General features: G+C 59.4%; 31 protein-coding genes. 20 read left to right on the top strand and 11 right to left on the bottom strand.

Going from position 1 to position 26,103, the window contains the following annotated elements; genetic code table 11:
* Window positions 1–7: 7 nt before the first annotated feature.
* The 5 genes from BLV61_RS03050 to BLV61_RS03030 all read left to right on the top strand — a co-directional run bounded on the left by BLV61_RS03050 (window position 8) and on the right by BLV61_RS03030 (window position 5,071).
* Window positions 8–967 (top strand): AraC family transcriptional regulator, encoded by a 960-nt coding sequence (locus tag BLV61_RS03050; protein WP_047529944.1) that lies wholly within the window; start codon window positions 8–10, stop codon window positions 965–967.
* A 273-nt stretch (window positions 968–1,240) separates the two neighbouring features.
* On the top strand, window positions 1,241–2,605 hold the full coding sequence (gene benA / locus BLV61_RS03045; RefSeq protein ID WP_090462428.1) for a benzoate 1,2-dioxygenase large subunit: 1,365 nt from the start codon (window positions 1,241–1,243) through the stop codon (window positions 2,603–2,605).
* Entirely contained in the window at window positions 2,602–3,090 is a 489-nt protein-coding gene (gene benB / locus BLV61_RS03040; protein ID WP_047529940.1) for a benzoate 1,2-dioxygenase small subunit, read from the top strand. Before benA ends, benB begins: the two co-directional genes overlap by 4 nt.
* 10 nt (window positions 3,091–3,100) lie before the next feature.
* Window positions 3,101–4,114 carry a benzoate 1,2-dioxygenase electron transfer component BenC gene (gene benC, locus BLV61_RS03035; protein WP_090462426.1) on the top strand — a complete coding sequence of 338 codons (1,014 nt, stop codon included), beginning with the start codon at window positions 3,101–3,103 and terminating at the stop codon, window positions 4,112–4,114.
* Window positions 4,115–4,297: 183 nt separating this feature from the next.
* Window positions 4,298–5,071, top strand: a complete 774-nt coding sequence (locus BLV61_RS03030; protein ID WP_047529936.1) for a 1,6-dihydroxycyclohexa-2,4-diene-1-carboxylate dehydrogenase — start codon at window positions 4,298–4,300, stop codon at window positions 5,069–5,071.
* A gap of 11 nt (window positions 5,072–5,082) precedes the next feature.
* On the opposite strand, the gene BLV61_RS03025 is transcribed toward BLV61_RS03030, so the two are convergent.
* Entirely contained in the window at window positions 5,083–5,445 is a 363-nt protein-coding gene (locus BLV61_RS03025) for an NUDIX hydrolase (RefSeq protein WP_047529934.1), read from the bottom strand.
* 216 nt (window positions 5,446–5,661) lie between these two features.
* Between BLV61_RS03025 and BLV61_RS03020 the strand changes: the two genes are divergently transcribed.
* Window positions 5,662–5,853, top strand: coding sequence for a hypothetical protein (locus tag BLV61_RS03020; RefSeq protein ID WP_047529932.1), 192 nt, complete (start codon window positions 5,662–5,664; stop codon window positions 5,851–5,853).
* Between the two features lie 59 nt (window positions 5,854–5,912).
* Here the strand turns inward: BLV61_RS03020 and osmE are convergent, their stop codons facing one another.
* Together osmE and BLV61_RS31490 are read right to left on the bottom strand one after the other, a co-directional pair.
* Entirely contained in the window at window positions 5,913–6,263 is a 351-nt protein-coding gene (gene osmE, locus BLV61_RS03015; RefSeq protein ID WP_090462424.1) for an osmotically-inducible lipoprotein OsmE, read from the bottom strand.
* 13 nt (window positions 6,264–6,276) lie between these two features.
* Window positions 6,277–6,519, bottom strand: coding sequence for a hypothetical protein (locus BLV61_RS31490; RefSeq protein WP_047529928.1), 243 nt, complete (start codon window positions 6,517–6,519; stop codon window positions 6,277–6,279).
* Window positions 6,520–6,682: 163 nt separating this feature from the next.
* Here BLV61_RS31490 and BLV61_RS03005 point away from each other — a divergent pair, with 163 nt between their 5' ends.
* From BLV61_RS03005 to BLV61_RS02995, 3 genes are all read left to right on the top strand, one after another.
* Entirely contained in the window at window positions 6,683–6,901 is a 219-nt protein-coding gene (locus BLV61_RS03005) for a hypothetical protein (protein ID WP_047538777.1), read from the top strand.
* Between the two features lie 89 nt (window positions 6,902–6,990).
* Window positions 6,991–7,332, top strand: a complete 342-nt coding sequence (locus tag BLV61_RS03000; protein ID WP_047529926.1) for a hypothetical protein — start codon at window positions 6,991–6,993, stop codon at window positions 7,330–7,332.
* 572 nt (window positions 7,333–7,904) lie between these two features.
* The gene (locus tag BLV61_RS02995) at window positions 7,905–8,414 is read left to right on the top strand and encodes a hypothetical protein (protein ID WP_081997896.1); all 510 of its coding nucleotides are present in this window, start codon (window positions 7,905–7,907) and stop codon (window positions 8,412–8,414) included.
* A 104-nt stretch (window positions 8,415–8,518) separates the two neighbouring features.
* Here the strand turns inward: BLV61_RS02995 and BLV61_RS02990 are convergent, their stop codons facing one another.
* Window positions 8,519–9,166: a helix-turn-helix domain-containing protein gene (locus BLV61_RS02990; protein ID WP_090462422.1), complete on the bottom strand. Its 648-nt coding sequence runs from the start codon at window positions 9,164–9,166 to the stop codon at window positions 8,519–8,521.
* Window positions 9,163–9,324 carry a hypothetical protein gene (locus BLV61_RS31245; protein WP_167361775.1) on the bottom strand — a complete coding sequence of 54 codons (162 nt, stop codon included), beginning with the start codon at window positions 9,322–9,324 and terminating at the stop codon, window positions 9,163–9,165. Before BLV61_RS31245 ends, BLV61_RS02990 begins: the two co-directional genes overlap by 4 nt.
* A gap of 265 nt (window positions 9,325–9,589) precedes the next feature.
* On the opposite strand from BLV61_RS31245, the gene BLV61_RS02985 reads away from it, so the two are divergent.
* The gene (locus tag BLV61_RS02985; protein WP_003173733.1) at window positions 9,590–9,805 is read left to right on the top strand and encodes a TOBE domain-containing protein; all 216 of its coding nucleotides are present in this window, start codon (window positions 9,590–9,592) and stop codon (window positions 9,803–9,805) included.
* A gap of 70 nt (window positions 9,806–9,875) precedes the next feature.
* Here the strand turns inward: BLV61_RS02985 and BLV61_RS02980 are convergent, their stop codons facing one another.
* Both BLV61_RS02980 and BLV61_RS02975 read right to left on the bottom strand, forming a co-directional pair.
* Complete coding sequence (locus tag BLV61_RS02980; RefSeq protein ID WP_047529914.1) at window positions 9,876–10,508, bottom strand: response regulator; 633 nt, start codon at window positions 10,506–10,508, stop codon at window positions 9,876–9,878.
* A gap of 34 nt (window positions 10,509–10,542) precedes the next feature.
* Complete coding sequence (locus tag BLV61_RS02975; protein ID WP_047529913.1) at window positions 10,543–11,904, bottom strand: cache domain-containing protein; 1,362 nt, start codon at window positions 11,902–11,904, stop codon at window positions 10,543–10,545.
* 344 nt (window positions 11,905–12,248) lie between these two features.
* Here BLV61_RS02975 and BLV61_RS02970 point away from each other — a divergent pair, with 344 nt between their 5' ends.
* The 4 genes from BLV61_RS02970 to BLV61_RS02955 all read left to right on the top strand — a co-directional run bounded on the left by BLV61_RS02970 (window position 12,249) and on the right by BLV61_RS02955 (window position 16,793).
* Complete coding sequence (locus BLV61_RS02970; RefSeq protein ID WP_090462420.1) at window positions 12,249–14,306, top strand: carbon starvation CstA family protein; 2,058 nt, start codon at window positions 12,249–12,251, stop codon at window positions 14,304–14,306.
* Between the two features lie 14 nt (window positions 14,307–14,320).
* On the top strand, window positions 14,321–14,518 hold the full coding sequence (locus BLV61_RS02965) for a YbdD/YjiX family protein (protein ID WP_047529911.1): 198 nt from the start codon (window positions 14,321–14,323) through the stop codon (window positions 14,516–14,518).
* A 222-nt stretch (window positions 14,519–14,740) separates the two neighbouring features.
* Window positions 14,741–15,646 carry a phytanoyl-CoA dioxygenase family protein gene (locus tag BLV61_RS02960; RefSeq protein ID WP_090462418.1) on the top strand — a complete coding sequence of 302 codons (906 nt, stop codon included), beginning with the start codon at window positions 14,741–14,743 and terminating at the stop codon, window positions 15,644–15,646.
* 82 nt (window positions 15,647–15,728) lie between these two features.
* A complete protein-coding gene (locus BLV61_RS02955; protein ID WP_244159792.1) occupies window positions 15,729–16,793 on the top strand; it encodes a GGDEF domain-containing protein in 1,065 nt (354 codons plus the stop codon).
* A gap of 21 nt (window positions 16,794–16,814) precedes the next feature.
* On the opposite strand, the gene BLV61_RS02950 is transcribed toward BLV61_RS02955, so the two are convergent.
* Both BLV61_RS02950 and BLV61_RS02945 read right to left on the bottom strand, forming a co-directional pair.
* The gene (locus BLV61_RS02950) at window positions 16,815–18,380 is read right to left on the bottom strand and encodes an aldehyde dehydrogenase (NADP(+)) (protein WP_090462416.1); all 1,566 of its coding nucleotides are present in this window, start codon (window positions 18,378–18,380) and stop codon (window positions 16,815–16,817) included.
* A gap of 10 nt (window positions 18,381–18,390) precedes the next feature.
* On the bottom strand, window positions 18,391–19,014 hold the full coding sequence (locus BLV61_RS02945; RefSeq protein ID WP_090462413.1) for a cysteine hydrolase family protein: 624 nt from the start codon (window positions 19,012–19,014) through the stop codon (window positions 18,391–18,393).
* A gap of 97 nt (window positions 19,015–19,111) precedes the next feature.
* Here BLV61_RS02945 and BLV61_RS02940 point away from each other — a divergent pair, with 97 nt between their 5' ends.
* From BLV61_RS02940 to BLV61_RS02930, 3 genes are all read left to right on the top strand, one after another.
* Window positions 19,112–19,648 (top strand): winged helix-turn-helix transcriptional regulator, encoded by a 537-nt coding sequence (locus BLV61_RS02940; RefSeq protein WP_047529903.1) that lies wholly within the window; start codon window positions 19,112–19,114, stop codon window positions 19,646–19,648.
* Between the two features lie 122 nt (window positions 19,649–19,770).
* Window positions 19,771–20,115: a hypothetical protein gene (locus tag BLV61_RS02935; protein WP_047529901.1), complete on the top strand. Its 345-nt coding sequence runs from the start codon at window positions 19,771–19,773 to the stop codon at window positions 20,113–20,115.
* A gap of 260 nt (window positions 20,116–20,375) precedes the next feature.
* The gene (locus tag BLV61_RS02930; RefSeq protein WP_090462411.1) at window positions 20,376–20,609 is read left to right on the top strand and encodes a hypothetical protein; all 234 of its coding nucleotides are present in this window, start codon (window positions 20,376–20,378) and stop codon (window positions 20,607–20,609) included.
* 94 nt (window positions 20,610–20,703) lie between these two features.
* Here the strand turns inward: BLV61_RS02930 and BLV61_RS02925 are convergent, their stop codons facing one another.
* Window positions 20,704–21,438, bottom strand: a complete 735-nt coding sequence (locus BLV61_RS02925; protein ID WP_090462409.1) for a FadR/GntR family transcriptional regulator — start codon at window positions 21,436–21,438, stop codon at window positions 20,704–20,706.
* 261 nt (window positions 21,439–21,699) lie between these two features.
* Between BLV61_RS02925 and BLV61_RS02920 the strand changes: the two genes are divergently transcribed.
* The 3 genes from BLV61_RS02920 (at window position 21,700) to BLV61_RS02910 (ending at window position 25,081) form a co-directional block, all read left to right on the top strand.
* The gene (locus tag BLV61_RS02920) at window positions 21,700–22,806 is read left to right on the top strand and encodes a mandelate racemase/muconate lactonizing enzyme family protein (protein WP_090462407.1); all 1,107 of its coding nucleotides are present in this window, start codon (window positions 21,700–21,702) and stop codon (window positions 22,804–22,806) included.
* A 110-nt stretch (window positions 22,807–22,916) separates the two neighbouring features.
* On the top strand, window positions 22,917–23,858 hold the full coding sequence (locus tag BLV61_RS02915) for an AEC family transporter (RefSeq protein ID WP_047529896.1): 942 nt from the start codon (window positions 22,917–22,919) through the stop codon (window positions 23,856–23,858).
* 350 nt (window positions 23,859–24,208) lie between these two features.
* Entirely contained in the window at window positions 24,209–25,081 is an 873-nt protein-coding gene (locus tag BLV61_RS02910; RefSeq protein WP_090462404.1) for a DNA/RNA non-specific endonuclease, read from the top strand.
* A gap of 100 nt (window positions 25,082–25,181) precedes the next feature.
* Here the strand turns inward: BLV61_RS02910 and BLV61_RS02905 are convergent, their stop codons facing one another.
* Window positions 25,182–25,742, bottom strand: coding sequence for a lipid-binding SYLF domain-containing protein (locus tag BLV61_RS02905; protein WP_090462402.1), 561 nt, complete (start codon window positions 25,740–25,742; stop codon window positions 25,182–25,184).
* Between the last annotated feature and the right edge of the window lie 361 nt (window positions 25,743–26,103).

Genomic DNA, 26,103 nt, shown 5'->3' with positions numbered 1-26,103 from the left:
TGACCCGATGATGCAAGCGCAACTGTTGAGTCAGCGCAGCAGAGTGTTCGACCACGCCGACCCTCATGCGGTGTCTGGCTACGTCAATCAGCATGTCGGCAACCATTGTATTCTCATGCCCCGGGCAGGCCGCCCGCTGGCCAGTCTCGACCATCGCAAATTCGCCAGCCTCGATCTGTGTCGCATCAGCTACGGTGGCAGTGTGCGGGTGACCTCAGGTGCGCTGGAGGATATCTACCACCTGCAAGTGTTGCTGCGCGGCAACTGCCTGTGGCGTGGGCACGGCCAGGAACATTACTTCGCCCCCGGCGAATTGCTGCTGATCAACCCCGACGATCCGGTCGATCTGACGTATTCGGCCGATTGCGAAAAATTCATTCTGAAAGTCCCCACCCGGTTGTTCGAGTCGGTCTGCGAAGAGCAGCGCTGGCGTTATCCGGGGCAGGGCGTGCGCTTTCTGGAGAACCGCTATCAGCTCAATGAGCTGGAGGGTTTCGTCAACTTGCTGGCGATGATTTGCCAGGAGGCCGAGGCCACCGAGCAGATTCCCAGGGTGCAGGAGCATTACGCACAGATCATCGTCAGCAAGATGCTCAGCTTGATGAAGACCAATGTCAGTCGCGAGTGCCTCGGTTCGCCGACGGCCACCTTCGACGTGATCGCCGATTACATTGCGCGCAACCTCAAGCAAGACATCGACAGCGAAGAACTGGCGCGGCAGGCCAGCATGAGCCTGCGTTCGTTGTATGGCCTGTTTGAACGCAATGCCGGGCTCACACCGAAAAACTACATCCGCCAGAAACGCCTGGAACGCATCAATGCCTGTCTGAGTGACCCGACCTGCAACGTGCGCAACGTCACTGAAGTGGCGATGGATTACGGTTTCCTGCACCTTGGTCGATTCTCCGACAGCTACCGCAAGCAGTTCGGCGAGCTACCCTCCGACACCCTCAAGCGCCGCCACTGAAACCTTCAGGCTTGATGTTGTCTGGTCTGGACCCATCGCGAGCCAGCTCGCTCCCACAGTGATTTCGGTTGGACGCAAAACTTGTGTTCAGCCACTAAGCCTGTGGGAGCGGGCTTGCCCGCGAAGAGGCCCGTACATTCACCTTCGATGGCGCATGACACAACGCCAGCCCCTTGCACAAAACGGATACAAGTCTGCATCCCGCGGATAGTCCGTCACATCCCTCCGTCCTAGCATGACCCTGCCTGAACAATAACAACGGAGGCGGCGGCCATGACCCTGCGACCTGAATATATTCACTCCCTGCTTGAAGACGACCCTGCCCAAGGCCTGTATCGCTGCAAGCGCGAGATGTTCACCGACCCGCGCCTGTTCGATCTGGAGATGCAGCACATCTTCGAAGGCAACTGGCTGTACCTGGCCCACGAAAGCCAGATTCCCAATATCAACGATTTCTACACCACCACCATGGGGCGCCAGTCGATCTTCATCGCGCGCAACAAGGATGGTGTGCTCAACGCCTTCATCAACGCTTGCAGTCATCGCGGCGCGACCCTGTGCCGGCACAAGTCCGGCAACAAGAGTTCCTATACCTGCCCGTTCCACGGCTGGACGTTCAACAACTCCGGCAAGCTGCTCAAAGTCAAGGACCCGGCCAACGCCGGCTACCCGGCGAGCTTCAACTGCGAAGGCTCCCATGACCTGACCAAAGTCGCGCGTTTCGAGTCCTATCGCGGTTTCCTGTTCGGCAGCCTCAAGGCCGATGTAGTGCCGTTGGTGGAGCACCTGGGCGAGTCGGCGAAGATCATCGACATGATCGTCGACCAGTCCGTCGATGGCCTGGAAGTGCTGCGCGGTTCCTCCAGCTACATCTATGAAGGCAACTGGAAACTCACCGCCGAAAACGGCGCCGACGGTTACCACGTCAGCTCAGTGCACTGGAACTACGCCGCCACCCAGAACCAGCGCAAGCAGCGCGAGGCCGGCGACACCAATCCGACCATGAGCGCCGGCAGCTGGGCCAAGCAGGGCGGTGGTTTCTATTCCTTCGACAAGGGCCACATGTTGCTCTGGACCCGCTGGGCCAACCCCGAAGACCGCCCGCTTTACGAGCGCCGCGACGAGCTCGCCCAAGACTTCGGCAAGGCTCGCGCCGACTGGATGATCGAGAACTCGCGCAACCTGTGCCTGTACCCGAACGTGTACCTGATGGACCAGTTCAGTTCGCAGATCCGTATTGCCCGGCCGATCTCGGTCAACCGCACGGAGATCACCATTTACTGCATCGCCCCTAAAGGTGAGAGCGACGACGCCCGTTCGAAGCGGATTCGTCAGTACGAGGATTTCTTCAACGTCAGTGGCATGGCCACACCGGATGATCTGGAGGAGTTCCGTTCCTGCCAGACCAGCTACCAGGGCAGCGTCACGACGTGGAACGACATGTCCCGCGGCGCCGAGCACTGGATCGAGGGCGCCGACGAGGCGGCCCAGGAAATCGACCTGCATCCGCTGCTCAGCGGTGTGCGCACCGAAGACGAAGGCCTGTTCGTGCTGCAACACAAATATTGGCAGCAGACCATGCTCAAGGCCCTGGCGGCCGAACAGTCCGAGTTGATTGCCGTGGAGACCGTGCAATGACCATCACCTATGACAGCGTGCGCGATTTTCTCTACCGCGAAGCGCGTTACCTCGACGACCGGCAATGGGATGAGTGGCTGGAGATGTATGCGCCGGACGCCACATTCTGGATGCCGTCGTGGGACGATAACGATGAGTTGACCGAAGACCCGCAGCGGGAAATCTCGCTGATCTGGTACGGCAACCGCACCGGCCTGGAAGACCGCGTCTTCCGCATCAAGACCGAGCGTTCCAGTGCGAGTATTCCGGACACCCGTACCTCGCACAACATCAGCAACATCGAGTTGCTCGAACAGGCCGACGGACTGTGCAAGGTGCGCTTCAACTGGCACACCCTGAGCTTTCGCTACAAGACCGTCGACAGCTATTTCGGCAGCAGTTTCTACACCCTCGATGTGCGCGGTGAGAATCCGCTGATCAAGGCCAAGAAAGTGATCCTGAAGAACGACTACGTTCGTCAGGTCATCGATGTCTATCACCTGTGAGGCGGCCGTCATGACCCATTCCATTGCGTTCAACTTCGAAGACGGCGTCACCCGGTTTATCGACGCCAATGCCGGCGAAACCGTGGCCGATGCCGCGTACCGTCAGGGCATCAACATTCCGCTGGACTGCCGCGACGGCGCCTGCGGCACCTGCAAGTGCTTTGCCGAGGCCGGTCGCTACGACCTGGGCGAGGAGTACATCGAAGACGCCCTCAGCGCCGATGAAGCCGAGCAGGGCTTTGTCCTCACCTGCCAGATGCGCGCCCAGAGCGATTGCGTGGTGCGGGTGCCGGTGTCGTCGGATGTCTGCCGCACCCAGCAAGCCAGCTACGACGCCACCATCAGTGCCGTGCGCCAGTTGTCCGACAGCACCATCGCGCTGTCGATCAAGGGTGAGGCCTTGAACAAGCTGGCGTTCCTGCCGGGGCAATACGTGAACATCGGAATTCCCGGCAGCGGTCAAACCCGTGCCTATTCGTTCAGCTCGTTGCAGCGCGACGGCGAAGTCAGTTTCCTGATTCGCAACGTACCTGGCGGCCTGATGAGCAGCTTCCTCACCGGCATGGCCAAGGCCGGCGACAGCATGAGCCTGGCCGGTCCCCTGGGCAGTTTTTACCTGCGCGACATCCGTCGGCCGTTGTTGTTGCTGGCGGGCGGCACCGGGTTGGCGCCGTTCACTGCAATGCTGGAGAAAATCGCCGAGCAGGGCAGTGAGCATCCGCTGCATTTGATCTACGGCGTGACCCACGATTTCGACCTGGTGGAGCTCGATCGCCTGGAAGCCTTCGCCGCGCGCATCCCGAACTTCAGCTACAGCGCCTGCGTGGCCAGTCCCGACAGCCGGCACCCGCTCAAGGGCTATGTGACCCAGCACATCGAGCCGAAGCATTTGAACGATGGCGACGTCGATGTCTACCTGTGCGGCCCGCCGCCGATGGTGGAAGGGGTCAGCAAGTACATCGGCGAGCAGGGCATCAAGCCTGCGAACTTCTACTACGAAAAATTCGCCGCCAGCGCGGCGTAAGTTGCGCGCAAATCCCGTGCACGACACAGAACCCATGTGGGAGCGAGCCTGCTCGCGATGAGGGCAGAACATTCGACATCGATGTCGCCTGTGAGCCGGCTATCGTGAGCAGGCTCGCTCCCACAGGACTGTGTATCGTCCGGCACTTCTTCATTGACCTGCATCCTTAGTCATGGGGTACACATGAACAGATTTCACGAAAAAGTCGCGCTGATCACTGGCGCTGCCCAGGGCATCGGGCGCCGGGTTGCCGAACGTATGGCCGCCGAAGGCGCAAAGTTGATCCTGGTCGATCGTTCCGATCTGGTGTTCGAGGTGCAGACGGCACTGTCACAGACCTGCCAGGTCCTGGCCCTGACTGCCGACCTTGAGCAATACGATGAATGCGACCGGGTGATGCACACCGCCGTCGAGCGCTTTGGTCGGCTCGACGTGCTGATCAACAACGTGGGCGGCACGATCTGGGCCAAGCCGTTCGAGCACTACGAGGCCGCGCAGATCGAGGCCGAAGTGCGCCGCTCGCTGTTTCCGACGCTGTGGTGCTGCCATGCCGCGCTGCCATTCATGCTGGAACAGGGCAGTGGAGCGATCGTTAACGTTTCATCCATTGCGACCCGTAGCGTCAACCGCGTGCCGTATGGCGCGGCGAAAGGCGGGGTGAATGCGCTGACGGCGTGCCTGGCATTCGAAACCGCCGGGCGCGGCGTGCGAGTCAATGCCACCGCGCCGGGCGGCACCGAAGCGCCGCCACGGGTCATTCCGCGCAACAGTGCCGAGCAGAGCGCGCAAGAGAAAATCTGGTACCAGCAGATCGTCGATCAAACCCTTGAGAGCAGTTTGATGAAGCGCTATGGCACGCTGGATGAGCAGGCCGGGGCGATTCTGTTTCTGGCCAGCGACGAAGCGTCCTATATCACCGGCATGGTCATGCCCGTGGGCGGTGGCGATCAGGGCTGACGCACAGGCCGTTACAGGCGACGCTGGAACGCTTTGATGATGCGCAGCGTGGCGTCGCTGGTGCTCAGGTTTTGTACGGTATCCATCGGGAACCAGATGAAGTCGACAATTTCATTTTGCGCCCGGACCTCATGCAGATTCACCACGGAGGCTTCGTAGACGTGGTGTCGGGTATCGCCGGTTTCCAGTTCCATCAGGTACAGCATCTCGTCGGCGTACAGGCCGGTTTCTTCCTGCAGTTCGCGTATGGCGGCGTCAGCCCGGGTTTCTCCGGGCTCGACTTTGCCACCGGGCAGCGCCCAGCGGCACCTCAGCTTACGCACGAGGAGAATGTGCCGGTCCTGCTCGCAAATGACGGTTGCGCGTACTTTCATGTGTGACCTGATCGCTTGCTGTCATAGAACTGTAACAAAAATGCAATATTCACGCCGCGTGCCGTTTTGCCTGTGGTTGTGTTGTTCGATGTGAGTGATACCTGAAAGTGCCATTGAATCGGCCGTGGTGATACGACGTCTGGTCGGCATTCGGACAAAGGGTGGGTGTAAGGTAGGCACGTCAACTTGGACATCACTGCCAAAACGGAGGTGACTATGAGTCTTTCGATGTTGAACAAGATGCATATGAACGGCTATGACGTAATCAGCGTGAACAACGGTCCGTGGCGGGTATGCACCAAAGGTGACCGTCTTGCCTCATTTGGCAGCCGCGAAGAAGCACTGGCGTTTGCAGCGTCGCTTCCTGGCTACAAGGCACGCTCGGGCAGGCAGGCGAACAGCCAGTAAGCCAGTTGATTGCATGTAAAGCCCCGGCATTCCGGGGCTTTTTGACGTTGGCGCGGTGGTCAGTAGCCTCCGCCACCGGAGTGCGAAGGCTCCCTGGCTTTTTGCTGCGCGTGGCTCCATTCGGCGCAGGTCATGAAACTGGTGTGGTCGACCTTTCCTCGGCTGTCGAAACTGACGTTGTACGGCTGTTTTTTGCCGGATTGGGTCAACGTGTAATCGAAGCAGGTGCCGGGCTCGACGGTGCGGTCCGTTATCGATAGCGGTGGGCCGCCGATCTGCTGGACCTGTTCCTTGCTCATGCCGGTGTCGACCTTGGCCACCAGCGGCTGCCCCCGGAACGCCCCAGACTCGGTATTACAGCCACTCAATGCCGTCAGCACCACGACCAGCGAGCACAGAAGCCTGTTCATGTCGGTGCTCCGCTCAGTGAGTTTTGGTGGTTCGACTGATGGCCCGGGCTTTGACTTCTTCGGCGTAACCCGCCAATCGTCCTTCATTGCTCTGGAAAACTTCGCACAGCCGCAGGGCGGCCTGTGCGTCTACGTCATTGCCGGCCTGGCGCAACTGCTCGGCGATGCGTAACAGTTCCACGGCGGACCACCTCAAATCCGACGCAACACTCTGCAAATCACGGCGAAGTTCTTGTTCCGACTCGTTAAGCCACATGATGACCTCCTGAATGTCTGCGCTACGAAATTTTAGACCCGTTTCCCAATGGGGCGTTGTGTTCGCCTGATCCCGTGCTGCTTCCTTTGGTCGGGAAGTTTGCGCGAACTCGTAAATCCGCTGTCGTATTGGAGTATCGATTTCCTGGGCGGGGGCAATGCAAATGACAACGACCGATGACTTCCGGGCGCACGCTCATGAGCTGATCGTGGATCTGGATGCAGCCACCAGCGCAATGATGACACTCATTTCCGAGCACCGGCTCAGTGGGCCGGAATGGGAGCGGGTCACGCAATGGCAGCACGAGGCCTATGAGCGGTGGATGACTTATCTCAACACGCGCTCCTACCCCGGCCCCGGCGATAATACGGTCGGCCACTGAGTGGCCGGACTCACCCATGTCGTTGTGAGAAATGGATGTCAGGGCGACGACACGCTACATTTCATGTTTTCAGGAATTAAGGGCGCTTTATGCAGAGCCGGATGTTGATGGGCGGAGTTGGATTGGCGTTATTGGCGGGGTGTTCATTGCCGACGTCCCTGGTCCCAGGTGAACCGAACGTCAGCAAGTACAGTGAAAAGACACCAAAAGAGCTCGCGGCGTGTGTGTTGCCCGAGTGGCAGAAGGAGATATCCCACACCACTCAGATCTCGATTTCCAACGGCTACAGGATTACCGCGCCGAGTATCGTCACTGCCGATGAAGTGCTGGATATCGTGAAGTACAAGGATGGCAGCCGCGTATCACTTTATCAGGGGCCACCCTGGGCCAAATCAGGCGCGCTGCGCAAGGGCGTGCGCGACTGTCTGTAGGATTCAATCGGATAGTTCAATGACCTGGATGAGTTGATCGTCACCTGAGGGCGGCAGCGGATCCTCTGATCCCGATTGCATGTGTCAGGTTTCGCCCAAGTTAAGGTGATTTCTACCTTAGCCTTAAAAAATATCAGGATATTTAGAGGGTTAGAACGCTTAGTAACCACGTGGTTAATTAAAATATCTTGTTACAGAGCGAAATATTCCGTAATATCCGCGCCGCGTTCACCACCACGGTTTATGCATTTTTAAATCCCAGGCGTCCATCAGCTGCCTGGGATTTTTTTTGCCTGAAATTCAGCCCCGTTTAGACCGATTATTTCTTTCGGTTATTTGAATAGGCTCGACGGGCATATCCATAGCCGCAAAATCCATGTCGCCGCATTTATTCTGTCCGCGATCGAAGACAATCATTTGTCCTAACGGAAATATCCGTCCTGCCTGCCTCGTTAAAGCTGCCCTGACATCGACTTTGGCTGTTTGACCATCAGCTTGTTGCGCCTGGCCGATTCCATAGAATCCGTCCCATCAGCTTCGTCCAACTATCCAATCCTTCAGGGAGCAACACCATGATGAACGCCATGCCGATGCAAATGCCGATGAACACCAGCATGCCAATGATGCCGATGATGGGCATGCCGATGATGATGGCGACCATGACCTGCGAAATGATGGACGACGGCATGATGTGCAAGATGATGCCGGCCGCTGGCATGGACATGGCGATGTTCAAGAACAGCGCTGAAATGATGCAGATGATGATGAACTGCGGCATGCCGATGATGATGCATTGCGGCAACATGAGCATGATGTGCATGTCTCAGGCGAGCATGGCCATGCCGATGATGAACATGATGATGCCAATGCCGATGATGGGTATGCCGATGCCATCGATGAAGTGCGTGATGGAATGCACCATGATGGCCGACGGCATGATGTGCAAAATCATGCCGATGGCCGGCATGAACATGGACATGATGAAAAACTGCTGCGCCCTGATGATGAAAATGATGAACGATTGCAGCATGCCGATGATGATGAGCTGCAATGGCATGCCACTGATGTGCTGCACCTGCTGATCCCTGGCGGCAAGCGTTGAAAAGCCCGGCCAATGCGAATTGGCCGGGCTTTTCATTGGCGATCGGCGGGAGGAGGCAAGCCGGCTCCCGCCGTTATAGGTGGTTCAGTCCAGGCGTTCCGGGTAAGTCACCACCAGGTACGCCACCGCTTCACTGTCGGCGGGGTTGCGATAGCGATGGGGCTGGTCGGCATAAAACAGAATCGAATCCCCGGTGGAAAGCAGATAGCGCTCATCGTTGACGCTGATTTCCAGCACCCCCTGAGCCACCACCAGGTTTTCCTGGACACCAGGACCATGACCCTCGGACTGATCCTCGCCCAGCGGGCTCAAGCGCAACTCGTAAAATTCCGATTGTCGCGCAACGTCGTAGGGAAACAGGGCGCGACTGACAAAAGTGCCGTTGGCGCTGACCAGGCGCTTGCTCTGACTGGCCGACAATACCGCCACGCCTTCAAAGGCCCGATGCTCAAGAAAGGCGGCCACCGATACCTTCAAGCCCTTGGCGATTTTGCACAGCACTTTGATCGACGGCACGCTGCGGCCGGATTCGATCTGCGCGAGCATCGCCCGGCTTACACCGCACTGTCGGGCCAGGGCATCGAGTGACAGAAGGCGCTTGCTGCGCAGGCGTTGAAGATTCTGTGCGACCCGCTCGCAGTTGGCATCTTCATCCTGTGGGTCCAGGTGATTCAAATCCAGTACCGGTTCATCGGCGCTCATCAGGAAGCGCGAGGGTTGATGCGCGTTCACGCGTGACGCGTCTCGGTGGCCCGGGCAGCTTGTACCCATTGAAATGCCTGGAGTCCGGCGTTGCGTGCATACATTTCCCACATGGCCCGAGCCCGTTGCTGAGCGTGTTTGCGTTTGCGATAGCTGGCGAAGTCGATGAGGTTGTCAGTCGGATTCATGGGGCACTTCACTGTGTAGATGAATGACGGGATGAAGTGAGAGTACGCGGATATTTTTATAACGATAAATACTGTTTTTGTATTTATTAATTCTATTTTGTTCTTATTGGAGTCAACGTTTCAGGCCGTTGAATAGGGTGGCTTGATATCTCCAAAAGGAATAATAAAAGAATTATTTATTCCTTTTAATGTGTATTCACTCAGTGCACCTTGAGGTCCTGCACATCCATGTGGATGTACTCGACATCAGACAGGAAGCCTCACCATGACTATCAAAGCGATCAACGTCCGTAACCAGTTCAAGGGCGTCATCAAGGAAATTCTGCTGGGCGAAGTGGTCTCGGAAATCGACGTGCAAACCGCCTCCGGCATTGTCACGTCGGTGATTACCACCCGTTCGGTGCGCGACCTCGAGTTGAAAGTGGGCAGCGAAGTCATTGCCTTCGTGAAATCCACCGAAGTCTCGATTGCCAAGCTCTGAGGCCTGATAAGACGGTCACCTGAAGGCGCCGGCTTGCCGGCGACGGCGATCCCGAGGGCACGAATGGGGGTTAGCGCGAAATGATCCCGTGATCGATCGCGTATTTGACCAGTGCCGCGGGTTTGTCGATGTTGAGCTTGCGGCGGATGCTCAGGCGATGGGTTTCCACCGTGCGCACGCTGATGTCCAGCTCTCGTGCCATTTCCTTGTTGTTCAAGCCCTGGGCCATTTTGTAGAGCACCTGGCTTTCACGAGGGGTCAGCTCATTGTCGGTGTTTTTATCGGCGATGAGCCGTTGGGCGATTTCGGCGCTGTAGAAGGTGCCGCCGCTGGTGATGGCCTCGATGGCGGCGATGATCTCCCGTGACGGTGCGTTTTTCAGCACATAGCCGCTGGCACCGGAACGCACCGACTCACTCACGTACTCATAGTTATCGTACATGCTCAGCACCAGCACCTTGAGCGCCGGATACTGACTGCGCAGGACGCGGGTCAGTTCAAGGCCGTTCATGTCCCGCAGGCTGATATCGACCAGCAACAGGTCTGGCTGGCAGCGCCCGACCATCTCGATGGCCTCGGCACCGCTCTCGGCTTCACCCACCACTTCCAGGGGCGCCATCACGCCCAGCAGCGCCTTGATCCCGTCACGGACCAGGGAGTGATCGTCAACCAGGGCGACGCGGATCGGGGAGGGCAGGGTCATCGTAGGCATTCACTCTTGTTGTTCTTGGGCGCAGTCAGCGTTGGCTGCCCGAGGGTTTCATGGGTAGCAGAACATCCAGCGAGCTTCTTCCCGGCATCGAGATCAACTCGAAACGCCCGCCAAAATGTTCGACACGTTCGCGGATATTACGCAAGCCAATGCCGGCGTGACGACGCTCGACCTGAGCGACGTTGAAACCGACACCGTCATCGACCACCGTCAGGCGCACGTTTTCTTCCGAACCGTGCAAGGTGATGGAGACGTTTTTGGCCTGAGCGTGGCGTTCGATGTTGGTCAGGCCTTCCTGGACGATACGAAACAGCGAAACGGCGGCGCCATCGACCAACTGGCAGTCGAACTCGTTGTCGTTGTACGTCACCGTCAGCCCGCTGCGTTGCTCGAATTCGGCGGCCAGTTGGCCGATGGCGGCCGGCAGGCCCAGGGTGTCGAGCAAGGACGAGCGCAGGTCGTGGGAGAGGCTGCGCACTTCGCCAATCGCCTGGCCCAGGCGTTCAGTGGCGTCTCTCAAAATGCCCAGGCCTTTGTCCTGTCCGTTCTCCAGAACATGGCTGGCCAGTTCGAACTGAAACTTGATCGAGACCAGCACCTGACTGATGCCATCGTGCAGTTCGCGGGAAACCCGTGATCGTTCTTCTTCCTGCAGGCTGACAATGCGCTGGGTCAGGCGCTGCAGTTTTTTATCGGCCAGACGATGCTCGCTGACATTCAGGGTCATGCCGGTGGCGAAGACGAACAGCACCGCCACCAGTGCGACCACGGCAATCGCCATCATCGTCTTGCGAATGCCTTGGGCGACTTCGGCACGGGCCTGCTGGGTAGCGCGTTCGACGTCTTCAAGGTAGATGCCGGTGCCGAGCATCCAGCCCCAACGGTCGAGCATCACCACATAAGCGAGCTTGTCGGTCACCTGGCCGGAGGAGGGTTTGTTCCACGCGTAGCGTTGAAAACCTTCGCCCGATTGCGCGCTTTTGAGCAGCGCCTGAATCACCGGCAAACCGTGGGGGTCTTTCATGTCCCACAGGTATTGGCCTACCAGATCCGATTGCCGCGCATGCATCAGGCTGCGGCCCTCGTGGTCATAAACGAAGAAGTAACCGTTGATGCCAAAGCTCAGCTTTCGCAGTTCTTCGAGCACCTGTTGCTGGGCATGCGCGTCTCCGTGGCCGTCGTCGTACAGCGGCGCGATCAGGCTCTGCGCCATTTCCACGTAGTTTTTCAGTTCCGCGCGCTTGCTCGCCAGAATGCTGTCTTCGATCAGCTGTGCCTGTTGATCACCCAGCTGGCGATTGAGGGAAATCACCAGCGCACAGATGACGGCGATGGCCAGTACCAGCGGCAGAATCCCGAGCGCGACGATTTTGTGTTTGAGCTGCATCTTGACTCCTGCCCCCGCGAAGGCTCGGGATCATATGCCAAACAAGCACCTTGTAGGAGATAGCCAAAGGTCCGCTGGTCATGCAGACCTCCTGCTCGGGAGGGGCGTCAACGATAACGCGGGTTGTCTGAATGCCCGCGTTGCCCTGACGTACATCGCGAGCAGGCTCGCTCCTACAGGGGATTGGGGGAGGGGCGTCTACGTAGAACTACGTAGAAAACACGTACGTAGTAACGCGGATTTATTTGTGGACGACATACGGGGATATTGGGCCAGCTCCGCATTGCGGACACAATTATAAAAATTACCGCCGCAGTCCACTGGCTGTCGGCAGGAGACCTTGTATGCCCCGTCTGGCTAAACACCTTGCCTGGTTTGCCGTGGCCGTCCTGGGAGCGGTTGCGCTGAGTGTCGTGGCCTTGCGCCGCGGCGAAGCGATCAACGCCCTGTGGATCGTCGTTGCAGCCGTCGCTATCTATCTGGTTGCTTATCGCTATTACAGCCTGTTCATCGCTAATAAAGTGATGCAGCTCGACCCCAATCGAGCCACTCCCGCTGTGCTCAACAACGATGGTCTGGACTACGTACCGACCAACAAGCACGTGCTCTTCGGTCACCACTTCGCGGCCATCGCGGGCGCGGGTCCGCTGGTCGGTCCGGTGCTGGCGGCGCAAATGGGCTACCTGCCCGGCACGCTGTGGCTGATCGCCGGCGTGGTGCTGGCTGGCGCCGTGCAGGACTTCATGGTCCTGTTCATGTCCACCCGCCGCAACGGCCGCTCCCTGGGCGATATGGTCCGTGAAGAAATGGGCCGCATTCCCGGGACCATCGCGCTGTTCGGCTGCTTCCTGATCATGATCATCATCCTCGCGGTGCTGGCGCTGATCGTGGTCAAGGCCCTGGCGGACAGCCCGTGGGGCATGTTCACGGTGATGGCGACCATCCCGATCGCGATGTTCATGGGCATCTACATGCGCTACATCCGCCCGGGCCGTATCGGTGAAATTTCGGTGATCGGCGTAGTGCTGTTGCTGGGTTCGATCTGGCTGGGCGGGCAGATTGCCGCCGATCCGGTGTGGGCCAAAGCCTTTACCTTCACGGGAATCCAGATCACCTGGATGCTGATCGGCTACGGCTTCGTCGCTGCCGTGCTGCCAGTGTGGCTGATCCTGGCACCGCGCGATTACCTGTCGACCTTCCTGAAAATCGGCACCATCGTGGCCCTGGCCATCGGCATCCTGGTGACCATGCCCGAGCTGAAAATGCCGGCACTGACCCAGTTCATCGACGGCACCGGCCCGGTGTGGAAGGGCGGTCTGTTCCCGTTCCTGTTCATCACCATCGCCTGTGGCGCGGTGTCCGGTTTCCACGCGTTGATCGCTTCCGGCACCACACCGAAACTGCTCGCCAGTGAAGGCCATGCCCGTTACATCGGTTACGGCGGCATGCTGATGGAATCCTTCGTCGCCATCATGGCCATGGTCGCGGCTTCGGTGATCGATCCGGGCGTGTATTTCGCCATGAACAGTCCGGCCGCCGTGGTGGGCGCCGATGCCGTGAGCGTCGCGCAAACCGTCAGCAGCTGGGGCTTCACCATTACACCGGACGCCCTGCAAGCGGTCGCCAGGGACATCGGTGAAACGACGATCCTGGCCCGTGCCGGTGGTGCGCCGACCCTGGCGGTCGGTATCGCGCAGATCCTGCACCACGTCCTGCCGGGTGAAAACACCATGGCGTTCTGGTACCACTTCGCGATCCTGTTCGAAGCGCTGTTCATCCTGACGGCGGTCGACGCCGGTACCCGTGCCGGTCGCTTCATGCTCCAGGACTTGCTCGGGTCCTTCGTGCCGGCGCTGCGCCGTACGGAATCCTGGACCGCCAACCTGATCGCGACCGCCGGTTGTGTGGCGATGTGGGGTTACCTGCTGTATCAAGGCGTGATCGATCCGCTGGGTGGCATCAATACCCTGTGGCCACTGTTCGGCATCTCCAACCAGATGCTGGCCGGTATCGCGCTGATGCTCGGCACCGTCGTGCTGATCAAGATGAAACGCCAGCGTTACGTCTGGGTCACGCTGTTGCCTGCCGTGTGGTTGCTGATCTGCACCACCACCGCCGGCTTCATCAAGCTGTTCGACGCCAACCCGGCGATCGGTTTCCTGGCACTGGCCAAGAAGTACAGCGATGCGCTGGCCAACGGCCAGGTGCTGGCGCCGGCCAAGGACATCACACAGATGCAGCATGTGATCTTCAACGCCTACACCAACGCAACACTGACCGCGCTGTTCCTGTTCGTAGTGTTCAGCATCCTGTTCTTTGCGCTGAAGGTCGGTGTCGCGGCCTGGGGCACCAAGGAGCGTACGGATAAAGAAGCGCCATTCCAGGCATTGCCAGAGGCGTAAGCGAGGAGTGCGCCATGTTCAATGACTTGAGTCGCCTCGGTAAATACCTCGGGCAAGCCGCGCGCCTGATGGTCGGCATGCCCGACTACGACAACTACGTCGAGCACATGCAAACCAAACACCCGGACCAACCGGTGATGGACTACGAGGCGTTCTTCCGCGAACGCCAGGAAGCCCGTTACGGCAGCAAGGCTGGACCGAAGTGTTGTTGAGCAAATGAATAACCGGCCGGTCAGGCCGGGTGAATGAGAAGGTCAGCTAGACCAGAAAGCCCTGCAGGTTCACGCGTGCAGGGCTTTTTTCGTTTCGCTCGGCAGACATTGGCGCGCCGGTTCACCTTGAGCTGATCCGCCTTTTTCCGCCACGCCTGATGCTTCCCGGCGCAATCGGCTCACCTCTACAGTCAAGAGCGCTACGTTTAGGGAGATCAGGTCATGTACAGCTCACTGCAAAGACCGGGCAGCGCTCGGCAGTTTCACGATCGGATCTATGCCGGCGAGATCATTCGTATTGCCGAGTTGCCCGCCATGGCGGCACTGGTGGCATTGACCCGTGCATGGCTGGAAGACGCGCTGCATCCCTGGGCGCCGCCAGAGATTCACCGTTATCTGAGCCATGATGAACAAACGCTGCGTTTTGCCCAATGTCAGAACGCCTTTGCCCGCTCGAAAGAGGTTCGCGAGCATTGGCGGGCCGTGGTGGAAAGCCTGGGCCTGGCCCCCGATGCCCTGGCCTGTGACCGCCTGCACCTGCGTTTTCAACCTCACCGAGAACCCCGGCAATCGACGCCGCGCGCCCGCACCACCGCCACCATCGCCTTTCACCGCGATACCTGGGGCTCGAATCTCTATGCACAAACCAACTGGTGGGCGCCGATCTATCCGATCACGACAGGGCGGACCGTTGCCTTGTATCCGCACCTGTGGCAGCAAGCGCTGCGCAATTGCAGTGCGGATTTCGATATGCGCGCGATCCTTGAGCGCTCCCATCGTGACGGTCGTAATGCGGTGGATGCCGACGAGGCCATCCCGCATCTACTGGAGGCAATCGACCCGCAGCAGGGGGTGGCCGTGGATATCGCCCCGGGGAGCCTGATTGCCTTTTCCGGGGCGCATGCCCATGCCGGCGTGGGTAACAACACCGGATTGACGCGAATTTCGTTCGAAACCCGCTCCGTACTGATCGACGACGTGCTGGCCGGGTTGGGCGCACCGAACATTGACGGTCACGCGCCGTGGCGCACGCCCGGGTTGTTTCGCCGAATGAGCGATACCCGGCGCCTGAACGAAATCCTTGGTTGCGGGTTCATCGAACCCTATCGACGGCCGCAAAACCGCTAGTTATGGATAGCCGTTTGTCGGGCGTATCGGTATGCTTCATCGCACGCTGCGAATGCCCAAGACCAATAACCACAGTGATGCCATGAGCCAATCAGAATCGCGTGCGAATGTTTTAGCGCTGTATCCGGAGGACACCCGGGAAGCCGCGGCCTTGCTCAAGCGAGCCGTGCCCCTGATGGTCCGCCACAACATTGCGCCCAATCCTGTGCATTACGCGCTCTGGTACACCTATAGCAAGGGCCAGGACCCGGAGCTCAATCGTCACCTGGACCGGGTGCTCAGAGACTTCGACTACTTTCCGCCAGAATCCGCCACCAAGCTGTTTCGCGAGCACATCATCCGTGACGAACTGGACGATGTCCGCGCGGACCAGCATCAGGTCATCAGCCTGGTGGATGGCATGGAGCGGGATGTCTCGCGCAGCGTCAAGGGCAATCTGACTTTTCAGAGCCGTCTCGGCCAGTGCATGGAGATGCTCGATGAGCCGGTCAGCGCTCGTCTGCCGGACATCTTGAGCGAGCTGCAGCAGAGCACCCGGCTGATGCAGAGCCAGCAGGAACACTTCCTTGCCCAGTTGCAATCAGCGCAAAGCGAAATCAAAACCCTGCGGGACAAGCTCGAGCGTGCGCAGCGGGCCGCCACGCTGGATGGCCTGACCGAGCTGCTCAATCGGTCTGCGTTCACCCGCCAGCTGGAGCAAGCGCTGGTCAAAGCGTCGCAAAACGTGGCGCTGGTCATGCTGGATATCGATCATTTCAAGCAGTTCAACGATCAGTACGGTCATCCGCTGGGCGATCGGGTGCTTCAGCATGTGGGTCAGGTACTGCGCGACGCGCTGCCAGCCAACGCTTTCGCGGCGCGCTACGGCGGTGAGGAATTTTGTGTGGTGCTCGAACACTGCGCCGATCTTACCGTGGCCAACGCCTTCGCCGAACAACTGCGGTTGAAAGTCCAGTCGCTGCGGATCAAGGCGCGGGGCACCGACACCGTGCTGGACACGGTCACCGCGTCCTTTGGTGTCGCCTTCACTGAACCCGGCGACAACCTGGAAAGCTTGGTGACCCGCGCTGATGACGCGTTGTACCAGGCCAAGCGCAATGGCCGGAACCAGGTGCATACCTTGGAAAAAGACCCGGTAACCCCCTGAGTACCGGGCCTTCGTTGACACCTACTGACCGTCCACGCTGCGTGGCACTGCAAGGGCGTTGATGTCTCGCAGTGCCTCCGGTAGCAGCGCATCGGGAAAGCCCTGATACGACACCGGACGCAGGAAACGCTCAATGGACGTCATGCCCACCGAGGTGAAGCGGCTGTCCGATGATGCCGGAAACGGTCCCCCGTGGATGGTGGCGAAGGACACCTCCTGTGGGTGGGCAAACGCGTTGACGACAATGCGCCCGGTGCGACGCTCCAATATCGGCAGCAAGCGCCGGGCCAGTTCGATGTCCGTCTGCTCAAGGTGCATGGCAGCGCTGAGCTGACCGCGAAGCGAGCGGGCGACGGCGAGCATTTGCGCCGCGTCCCTGACCTTCACCAACAACGCCGCCGGCCCGAACACTTCGTGCGCCAGTGCCGTCTCGCTGAGAAAATGCGCGCCATCGACTTCCAGCAACGCAGAGTGGCCATCCAGATCCCCATGGGCGGGCTCCCCCTCGGCCGCCAGTCGGGCGCCGGCGCGTTGCAGGTCGTCGAGGCCGCGGATGTAAGACGCGTGAATGCCCGGCGTCAGCATCGGACGCGCACCTGCTTGGGCCGCGCGCTGGGCCATCGCGGCGCGCAATGCGTCAAATCCGGTGCCTTCGATGGCGATCAGGATCGCCGGTTTGAGGCAGGCCTGACCGACGTTGACCAACATGCGCTCGGCGAAACCATCACCGATCTGCGAACCACGCCCGGCCAGCGCGTGGGGCAGGACGAATGTGGGGTTGACGCTGGTCATCTCGGTAAACACCGGAATCGGTTCCGGGCGCTGTTGCGCACGACGGTACAGCGCCATGCCACCTTGTTCCGAGCCGGTGAAGGTCACCGCCTTGATCAACGGATGGTCGACCAGGGCTTCGCCAATCGCGTTGCCACTGCCGCGCACCATGGAGAACACACCTTCAGGCAGTCCGCTGTCCTGCACCGCCTGGCGGATGGCTCGGGCCTGAATTTCCGAGGCGCCCGGGTGGGCGTTGTGGGCCTTGACGATGACTGTTGCGCCAGAGGCCAATGCCGAAGCGGTGTCGCCACCGGCCACCGAGTAGCTGATAGGGAAGTTGCTCGCGCCAAAAATCGCTACCGGGCCGATGGCGATTTTCTGCAGTCGATGGTCCATGCGCGGGCGGGGTTGGCGATCAGGTTGCGCCGGGTCGATGGCCACTTGCAGGAAGCGCCCTTTGCGCACGACATCGGCGAACTGGCGGAACTGGGTGGCGGCTCTTGCGACTTCACCCTGCAGTTGCGCCTCGGGCAAACCGGTCTCCAGCGCTGCCCGTGCCGCGAGCGCTTTGCTGGCGGCATCGAGATGGTCGGCGATGCGTTCGAGGAACGCCGAGCGCTCGGCGAGCGAGGTATGGCTGTAGGCGTCAAAGGCCTCGTCGGCGAGGGTCGCGGCCCTGTCGACCTGCTCGACGCCGCCCAGGGCGAAATCCGGCTCGATGAGCTGGTTGGTCGCGGGGTTCAGCGCCTTCATGGTCCCTTCGGTGGCAGGGATTTCATGGGCGCCGATCAGCAGATTTCCGGTCAATTTCATCTTGTGCACCTTACTGCGCCAGCGTGGCGATGAGTTCGTCCGTCGTCACGATGGCGTGGGCGAACGTCGGGCCGTTGAGTTCATGGGCGGCGTGCATCATTTCCGGCTTGAATGCCGCAGTGGCGTCTCGCACCAGGGTGACGTGGTAGCCGAGTTCCTGAGCGTAACGGGCGGTGGCCTCAATGCAGGTATTGGCCAGCAGGCCGACGATGATCACGTGGGTGACACCCATTTGCTTCAAGCGGAAATCGAGGTCGGTGTTGGCGAAACCGCTCGATCCCCAGTGTTCGGAAACAACGATGTCACCGTCCTTTGGCGCGAAATCCGGGTGCCATTCACCGCCCCATTCCCCGCGTGCGAAGTGGTGCATGTGCTGGATCTTGCACTGGGAGGGGCTCGGGTGATCCCAGTTTTCGTAGTCGCCTTTTTCCCAGCGCCGGTGCGGTACGATGACCACCGGAATGTCGAGGGAGCGGACAGTACGATCGAGGGCGCGCAGGTTGTCGAGCAGGCCGACTTGCTCGGCGATCGGCTTGATCAAGGGGAAGACTTTGCCGCCCTCGGACAGAAAATCGTTGTAGGGGTCGACCAGCAGGTAAGCGGTCCGGCCAAGCGGGTAGGCAGCGTTCGACATGACGGTTCTCCAGGGAAGGGGTTGATCCGTGCCACGGGCTTGCCTTGGCATGTTGTAGATATGATAATCATAGTAAGTGTGAAAGAGGCAAGACCGTATGGCGATAAAAAAGAGTAGTCCTGAAACCCTGTGCCCGATTTCCCGGGCCGAATCGGTCGTCGGAGATCGCTGGACCGTGCTGGTGCTCAGGGAATTGTTCATGCGCAGTCATCGCTTCGATGAGATCCAGGCGCAGACAGGTGGCACTCCCCAGATGGTCGCCGCACGCCTGAAAAGCCTGGAAGCCGACGGGCTGGTCGAACGTCGTGCCTACAGCGAACGGCCGCTGCGTCACGAGTACCACCTCACTGAAAAGGGGCAGGCCTTTTACTCGGTGATTCTTGCCTTGCGTGCCTGGGGGGAAACCTGGTGCAAATCGCAAGAGGAGGGCCTGGCGGTCCGATACACCCACCAGACCTGCGGGCAACCCGCCGGGCTCGGGCCGCTTTGCGAACATTGCGGCCAGCTGTTGCGCCGTGAAGAACTGATCAGTGAGCCGAGTGCCGCTTATGCCCTGGAGCGACAGGCGCGGCGTGATGCGTTCAAGGGCAGTCGTGCCGCGGAGCCCTCAACGAAAGTCGATAAGCCTGACTGAGCCTGGTCACTGCGGGTGACTATTCGTTCAGGTAATAGTGACCATCACCGATCACAAGTTTTGTTGTTTGCCAAAAACAAGGAAAATCGCGCACATCCAAATGCTTCCCAGGAATTTGCGCGATGAAAATGTTGACCCGGCAAGCGCTCGTCGCATGCTTGCTGTTGTCCGGCTGTGCCTCGGCCCCGAACGCCCCGACGCTGACGTTGCAGACCAGGAAAGCTCCTGCGGATTATGCGCACTGCGTATTACCGAAACTGCAGAACGACTCGCTGCAAGCCACCGTATCGGAGACCCAGCGCAGCTACCGGATCGTCGTGTCCAGCAAAGTCGCCGCGGACGATGTACTCGAGGCCTACAAGGACAAGGCATCGAATGGCGGCAAGGTGTTTTTGTACGAGCGCGCGCTGCTGGCTTCGACTTTCGGTCCTTCCCCACTCGAACGTGCCGCGCAGGAATGCCTTTAAGCCAGGTGCCGGTCGTTCCGTTTCCATGACATCTGCGCGCTCGTGCGGGCGCGTCTGATGGACCTGAATTGATGCTATGGGTATTGCCTTAAACGTTCGCGGGCGATGAGCGGATCAACGAATGCGACCTGTTCGAACTGTAAGCGACAAGGCCTCGAACTTTACCCACCTTTCTTCTGTCGACCCATCACCTGCCAGATCAGTGCGCTCCAGCGTGAGGGCCATGACGGATCGGGCACAACTATAAAAAGGTGATCGTGATGAGTTGTCTTATTTGTGCCGGCATCGCACAGCGCATTCAGTGTCACGGCCCCTGGGAAGAGAGAGATTGCCCGGAGTGTGGCCGCTATCGCGTGTCCGATGAGCTCATCCTGACGCTGATGGAGCAGGGCCAGATTTTTGATGTCGGCAAAACCAGGGGCTGGCTTGATAGCCGGCGTGTGGGCGGTGCCGTTCCTTCCATCGAGATCCATGAAGCACTGCTGGTGCCTTGATGGAAGCAGGGGACAGATCCCTGGTGCCTGTCCCTCGGCGCAACTGCGTCGCAGTCACCTGGTTTGTTGTAGAACAATGAGACAACTGGCGGCCTCAGAAGAACGTGATCTCGTAGCCGAATCGCGATGCGGCACTGACAATGTGCTGGCCCATGATCCGACGCGCCGCTTCCGCATCCCGGTTGATGAATGCCTGCACGAGGTCTTCATGCTCGCCGCGCGCTGCATGGGGAATATTGCTGAACACCGGACCCCGCCGTGCAAAGGTCATGGAGATCAGCGCTCGCATCGGTTCGAGCACCGTGCGGATCATTGTCTCGAGATAGTCGTTGCCTGACGCGGCAGCCACCGCCCGATGGAAGTCGAGGTCAGCGTTGACCGTGTCCAGAGTCGGTTCCCCTTCGTACTGCATTCGCAGCACCGCCGCCTGAATCGTTTTCAGCGTGTGGGGCGTCATATGCGATGCCGCCAGCGCAGCGGCCTGGCTTTCCAGTACAGCCCGTACTTCGAACATGTTGCGCATCGTATTGTCACCGTCCAGCAACGGCGTGCTTTCACGCGGCGCCAAAGGCTCCGGCGACTGGGCGGCGGCCGAGACGAATACGCCCACGCCCTGGCGCGACTGGATCAGTCCCTGGGCTCGAAGCGTGGCGATGCCTTCGCGCACCACATTCCTGCTGACGCCGAAGTTTTGCGAGAGAAACTGTTCGGTCGGAAGGCGGTCGCCTGGCCGCAGTCGGCCGGAGGCAATCTCTTCACTCAACGAGCGGGCGATGTGCTCAGCCAGATGAGGGCGCCGCGCCACGGGTTGCACATTCATTTCACTCATGCGGATTCATTCCTCTCACTTGTCTACTTAATCTACATCAGAAGACTTGTTCCTGACAGTTGAAACTGAATTTCATTATCGACATAAAACAAAATAACCAATAAAACCAATAGGTTAAATGTCGTTTGGATATGGAGTGTTCAAAAAGCAGGTGTTGTTCAGTTGAAGGACAACAGAATGTCTTGTACGTTGTCCTCAACCTGGCACGGGCGAAATCCGAAAACACCGCGCCACCGTTGCAACCTGCTTGAGGCACCGTCTATGAAAATTGCCAGTATTGAAACCATTCCGCTGCGGATCCCCTTTACCACGGGAGGACGGTCGGCCGGCGGGGTATGGGGGCCGAAAGACCTTCAGATGGTCGATTCCCTCGTGGTCAAGATCACCACCGATGACGGTATCGTGGGCTGGGGCGAAACCTTCGGTTTTACCGCGATACCCGCCGTGAAAGTCGTGATCGACACTATTCTTGCGCCCGAACTGATCGGCAGTGATGCCACTCGGCGCGAGAAGTTGCAGGGCGATCTGCAGAAGAAATTTCACGTCTTCGGTCGCAGCGGTGCGTTCATCTATGGGCTTTCGGCGATTGACATCGCGCTGTGGGATATCGCGGGCAAGGCGGCCGGCAGGCCGATCTACCAGCTGCTTGGCGGCAGTGAGGCCACTTCGCTGGCGGCCTATGCAAGCCTGATCCGCTATGCCGACCCTGAACTCATCCGCATCAACGTACAGCGTGCGGTCAACAGCGGTTTCCGCCACCTCAAGTTGCACGAGGTGGATGTCGAGGTCATCCGCGCCGCGTGCGAAGCCGCAGGTCCCGACGTGGAAATCACCCTCGACGTCAACGCCCCCTGGACGGTGCGCGAAGCGCTCGACATGACCGAGAAACTTCGCCCGTTGAATCTGCGCTGGATCGAAGAGCCGGTGTGGCCGCCGGAAAACTATTCGGGGCTGGCGACGGTGCGCAAGCAAGGCGGCATCCCGGTTGCAGCCGGCGAAAACGCGTCGACGCTGATGGACTTCCAGCACCTGCTTGAAGCCGGCGCGGTCGATTTCGTTCAGCCCAGCCCGGCCAAAATGGGTGGCATCACCGAACTGCAAAAAGTCTATGCGCTGGCTAACGCCCACGGCGTCACCGTGATGGTCCACGCCTTTTATGACGGCCCCGGCCTGCTGGCCGCCGTGCATGGCAGTGCGGCCCTGGGCGGTGCGAAATCCTTGGTCGAATGGCGTTACTTCGATCTCGAAGCGCAGCTGTATGGCGACGCCATCATTCCGCGTAACGGCCGCATCGACGTACCGCAAGGGCCGGGGCTCGGCATCGAGCCAGACCAGGACGTCATCCGGGACTACCGCTTCAAACCCTGACCACCCAAGCCGCCCGGTCTTTGCCGGGTGATCGCGGCCGACGCAACAGCCGTCGGCCGCGATCAGCGATGGCGACATTCTTGATAAAAATAAATACGAGGATTGCGGACATGTTAGACAGGATCGTAGGGCCCATTCTGCCCGTCGCCTTTGTGATCGCGCTGGGCTATATCGCCGGCAAGCGCGGACGACTGACCCATTCGGACAGCCTGCTGATCAGCCGGCTGGTACTCGGCTGGATATTCCCGGCGCTGCTTTTTGTCGGGATGGCGAGCACGCCGCGTGAACAGCTCCTCGACTTCAAGTTCGTCGCGGCCACGTTCATCGGCATCATGGGCATGTACACGATAGCGCTGGCGATCGGCTGGTTCACCACTCGCAATCTCAAGGTTGCAACGCTCAAGGGCTTCGTCAACGGTTACCCGGACGCAGCTTTCATGGGCATCCCCATCCTCGCGACGATGTACGGCGCCGGCAGCATTTATTCGGTGCTCGTGCTGAACCTGGTCGCGAGTCTGGTGATGATCCCGCTGACGACCATGTTGCTCACCATCGCCGATGGAAAGGGCAGTGGTTCCCAGGCATTCGTGTCGAGCCTGTCGGGAGCGGTCCGCCGTCCGCTGATGTGGGCACCGGCCCTGGGCATTCTGATCTCGCTGCTGCAGGTCAAGATGCCACCGATTGCGGCGGAGTCCCTCACGCTTCTGGGCAAGGCGACGCCTGGCGTATCGCTGCTGTGCCTGGGTTTGATCATGTCGTCGGAGAAACTGAAAATGTCCGGTGAAGTGTGGGGCAACCTCGGGCTCAAGCTGTTCATTCACCCGGTGTTGATGTTCGCCGCCACGGTTTTGCTGGGCACGCACGGCCTTTACGCACAACAGATGATTCTGCTTTGTGCGCTTCCGTCGGCGACCATCCCGGCCATGTTCGCGAACCAGACCGGTGCTTATCAGAGTGAAGCCGCGACCTCCATTCTGGTCAGCACGGTGCTGTCGATCGTGACGTTTTCTGCGGCGATCTACCTGATCGATGGAGGGCTTGCCGCAGCCTGAGCATGCCCAACGGCTTGAACAGGTGTCGCCATCACATATCGCAGCCTGCAGGAACGGCCGCAGGCTGCGGTCTTTTATGAATCCACGGCTGTTCCCTGTCGATCGCTTCTTCGACGTGCGCGTAGAATGCGAGCGCCGTTGAGCACTAATGTGAGTTGTGACGGTCAATAAATCCCGCACGACCCTTCAGTGGTCATGCTGCTCGTAGCCGATCGGGTTCGTATCGGTATTTTGATCAAGGACAGTGAAAGCATGCTCGCCACCATGTAACCGCAACAATCTCCACCAGGTTCCGTGATACGGCACTCGCCGTACGCTTTCCCCGCCATTCCATTCAAAGAATCTAAAGCATGCACCTACGCAAAATTGCAGTTGGGCTGTCAGCCCTTGTTTTGCTCTCGACCGGGGCAGAAGCCCGCAGTCTGCTGGACTTCATCAAGCCGCCCGCCCAGCATCAGGAGCCGCAGTCCCGCTCCGGTTCGATCAGCCAGAGCGCGGCACTGGACCTCTACTCAAACAAACAGAAGCAACCGTCGTTCGATGGCTGCGCGGATCTGTTCCCGGCCTCCAGACCGATCAACCTGGCCTCCGTGCCTTCCACCATGAACCCCCTGGCCCTGTGTTCCGACAATTTCGCGGTGCTGTACTCACAAACCAGCAAGACGCCGCTGGTGGTCGTAGAGCGTCTGAATGCCGCGCAGCTTCAGGATGCAAAAGGGGAGGAACGCACTAACCAGTTCTACCCGGACCCTCGTATCCCCAAGGGGGGGCGGGCAGAATTGAGCGATTACCGCAGCCAGCATCCGGCCGTGGACCGCGGTCATCAATCCCCGGCTGCCGATGCACCGAGCCCCAATGCCATGGCCCAGTCCTTCGCGCTGTCGAACATGGTTCCGCAAGACCCGACCAATAACCGCAAGATCTGGAGCAAGGTCGAGTCCGACGTCAGGAAGTTTGCCAAACGGGCCGACGGCAATGTCTTTGTCTTCACCGGACCGCTGTTCGACGCTGGCCACGCGACGATTGGCGACAACAAGGTCTGGGTACCGACGCGCCTGTTCAAGCTGGTGTATGACGCATCGTCCAAGCGGGCCTGGGCTTACGTACTGCCCAACGCGGAAACCCGTATCGAGAGACCGATCGACTATGACGCTTTCGTGAAAAGCACCGGACTCAAGTTGCTGGGCAATCTGCCGGTCACGGGTTCAGTGGGGCGCAGTTGATGGCGTCGACTTGATGGGTAGCACCCCAAGGTTGCACGCAACCCAGGGGTGCTTCACATAGACCGGCATCACGTGTCGTCTGCCCACCGGGCGGGCGACTCTAGCGCTTGATCAGGGATATCTTCGTCCCTTCGATACTGATCCCGGCCATCAATCCTTGTTGGTCGAAGATAAACGCGTAGGCGTCGTCCTTCAGCGTCGAGCTGGACAGGTTCTTCGCAACCCCTTCATCGACCACCACAACCGTCGGCCCTACGCCGATTTCCCAGCCCTTGGTTTCAGTGATGTATTTCAAGGCTTTGTCGTTCATCAGGAAAACCACATAGCCATAGGATTGGGCGCCCGCCTGCAGCCCCCACGAACCGCTGACGGAGTTGTAGTAATCCTCGACTTTCGTGCCCTTCATTAATACTCCCTCACCATAGCTGCCGCCGAATACAAGGCCCGCCTTGATGATTTTCGGGAAGACAAGCACGGCTTTGGCTTTGTGCGAGAGGGTCTCGGATAGGGGATTGGTCTTGTAGAGCGTCTGTAATGCTTGTCGAGAGTCGGTATTCAGATCTTCGGCGGTGGCCGCTCCCGCAGTGTTCAGGAGGCTTGTCGATGCCAATGAGGCTGTCGCGAGGACCATCGACAGGAAGAAGCGCATTGATTGAGTCATTTGCGTACTCCGATAAGGGAGCAAGGGACGAGAGTGGCGATCAGCACCTGCCTCAGACAGGAACGGAACTCACTGAAAATATCCGGCGCACCCTAAAGTGTGTGAATCGCAAGCGTCGCTGTGGAGGCCGGAGGCCTTGATCAGTCGCGATGCCATCATTTGTTGTGACCACTGTGCGAGAGCCGGGTTCGCCGTTGACCGGCACTTTCGTTCGATGGCGGGCTTGGCTTTCAACCAGCGAAAGGGGAAAAGCGATTGGAAAGGTGTGCGTCACCATTTTTTAACAAAGTATGAACAACTGCTGTGATTTATTGGGAAGGTAGTTCGAGCTTTATTAACCCCCCCTGATCGACCCTGACCA

The sequence above is a fragment of the Pseudomonas mohnii genome, assembly GCF_900105115.1.
In the GTDB taxonomy this organism is placed as follows: Bacteria; Pseudomonadota; Gammaproteobacteria; order Pseudomonadales; family Pseudomonadaceae; genus Aquipseudomonas; species Aquipseudomonas mohnii.
Note: the sequence above shows the minus strand (reverse complement) of the source record. Positions and strands in the feature narration are given on the sequence as shown.

Excerpts from the sequence above, each read along its gene's own strand:
- BLV61_RS03050 (WP_047529944.1), top strand. The coding sequence starts at position 8 with ATGATGCAAGCGCAACTGTTGAGTCAGCGCAGCAGAGTGTTCGACCAC.
- benA (WP_090462428.1), top strand. The coding sequence starts at position 1,241 with ATGACCCTGCGACCTGAATATATTCACTCCCTGCTTGAAGACGACCCT.
- benB (WP_047529940.1), top strand. The coding sequence starts at position 2,602 with ATGACCATCACCTATGACAGCGTGCGCGATTTTCTCTACCGCGAAGCG.
- benC (WP_090462426.1), top strand. The coding sequence starts at position 3,101 with ATGACCCATTCCATTGCGTTCAACTTCGAAGACGGCGTCACCCGGTTT.
- BLV61_RS03030 (WP_047529936.1), top strand. The coding sequence starts at position 4,298 with ATGAACAGATTTCACGAAAAAGTCGCGCTGATCACTGGCGCTGCCCAG.
- BLV61_RS03025 (WP_047529934.1), bottom strand. The coding sequence starts at position 5,445 with ATGAAAGTACGCGCAACCGTCATTTGCGAGCAGGACCGGCACATTCTC.
- BLV61_RS03020 (WP_047529932.1), top strand. The coding sequence starts at position 5,662 with ATGAGTCTTTCGATGTTGAACAAGATGCATATGAACGGCTATGACGTA.
- osmE (WP_090462424.1), bottom strand. The coding sequence starts at position 6,263 with ATGAACAGGCTTCTGTGCTCGCTGGTCGTGGTGCTGACGGCATTGAGT.
- BLV61_RS31490 (WP_047529928.1), bottom strand. The coding sequence starts at position 6,519 with ATGTGGCTTAACGAGTCGGAACAAGAACTTCGCCGTGATTTGCAGAGT.
- BLV61_RS03005 (WP_047538777.1), top strand. The coding sequence starts at position 6,683 with ATGACAACGACCGATGACTTCCGGGCGCACGCTCATGAGCTGATCGTG.
- BLV61_RS03000 (WP_047529926.1), top strand. The coding sequence starts at position 6,991 with ATGCAGAGCCGGATGTTGATGGGCGGAGTTGGATTGGCGTTATTGGCG.
- BLV61_RS02995 (WP_081997896.1), top strand. The coding sequence starts at position 7,905 with ATGATGAACGCCATGCCGATGCAAATGCCGATGAACACCAGCATGCCA.
- BLV61_RS31245 (WP_167361775.1), bottom strand. The coding sequence starts at position 9,324 with ATGAATCCGACTGACAACCTCATCGACTTCGCCAGCTATCGCAAACGC.
- BLV61_RS02985 (WP_003173733.1), top strand. The coding sequence starts at position 9,590 with ATGACTATCAAAGCGATCAACGTCCGTAACCAGTTCAAGGGCGTCATC.
- BLV61_RS02980 (WP_047529914.1), bottom strand. The coding sequence starts at position 10,508 with ATGACCCTGCCCTCCCCGATCCGCGTCGCCCTGGTTGACGATCACTCC.
- BLV61_RS02975 (WP_047529913.1), bottom strand. The coding sequence starts at position 11,904 with ATGCAGCTCAAACACAAAATCGTCGCGCTCGGGATTCTGCCGCTGGTA.
- BLV61_RS02970 (WP_090462420.1), top strand. The coding sequence starts at position 12,249 with ATGCCCCGTCTGGCTAAACACCTTGCCTGGTTTGCCGTGGCCGTCCTG.
- BLV61_RS02965 (WP_047529911.1), top strand. The coding sequence starts at position 14,321 with ATGTTCAATGACTTGAGTCGCCTCGGTAAATACCTCGGGCAAGCCGCG.
- BLV61_RS02960 (WP_090462418.1), top strand. The coding sequence starts at position 14,741 with ATGTACAGCTCACTGCAAAGACCGGGCAGCGCTCGGCAGTTTCACGAT.
- BLV61_RS02955 (WP_244159792.1), top strand. The coding sequence starts at position 15,729 with ATGAGCCAATCAGAATCGCGTGCGAATGTTTTAGCGCTGTATCCGGAG.
- BLV61_RS02950 (WP_090462416.1), bottom strand. The coding sequence starts at position 18,380 with ATGAAATTGACCGGAAATCTGCTGATCGGCGCCCATGAAATCCCTGCC.
- BLV61_RS02945 (WP_090462413.1), bottom strand. The coding sequence starts at position 19,014 with ATGTCGAACGCTGCCTACCCGCTTGGCCGGACCGCTTACCTGCTGGTC.
- BLV61_RS02940 (WP_047529903.1), top strand. The coding sequence starts at position 19,112 with ATGGCGATAAAAAAGAGTAGTCCTGAAACCCTGTGCCCGATTTCCCGG.
- BLV61_RS02935 (WP_047529901.1), top strand. The coding sequence starts at position 19,771 with ATGAAAATGTTGACCCGGCAAGCGCTCGTCGCATGCTTGCTGTTGTCC.
- BLV61_RS02930 (WP_090462411.1), top strand. The coding sequence starts at position 20,376 with ATGAGTTGTCTTATTTGTGCCGGCATCGCACAGCGCATTCAGTGTCAC.
- BLV61_RS02925 (WP_090462409.1), bottom strand. The coding sequence starts at position 21,438 with ATGAGTGAAATGAATGTGCAACCCGTGGCGCGGCGCCCTCATCTGGCT.
- BLV61_RS02920 (WP_090462407.1), top strand. The coding sequence starts at position 21,700 with ATGAAAATTGCCAGTATTGAAACCATTCCGCTGCGGATCCCCTTTACC.
- BLV61_RS02915 (WP_047529896.1), top strand. The coding sequence starts at position 22,917 with ATGTTAGACAGGATCGTAGGGCCCATTCTGCCCGTCGCCTTTGTGATC.
- BLV61_RS02910 (WP_090462404.1), top strand. The coding sequence starts at position 24,209 with ATGCACCTACGCAAAATTGCAGTTGGGCTGTCAGCCCTTGTTTTGCTC.
- BLV61_RS02905 (WP_090462402.1), bottom strand. The coding sequence starts at position 25,742 with ATGACTCAATCAATGCGCTTCTTCCTGTCGATGGTCCTCGCGACAGCC.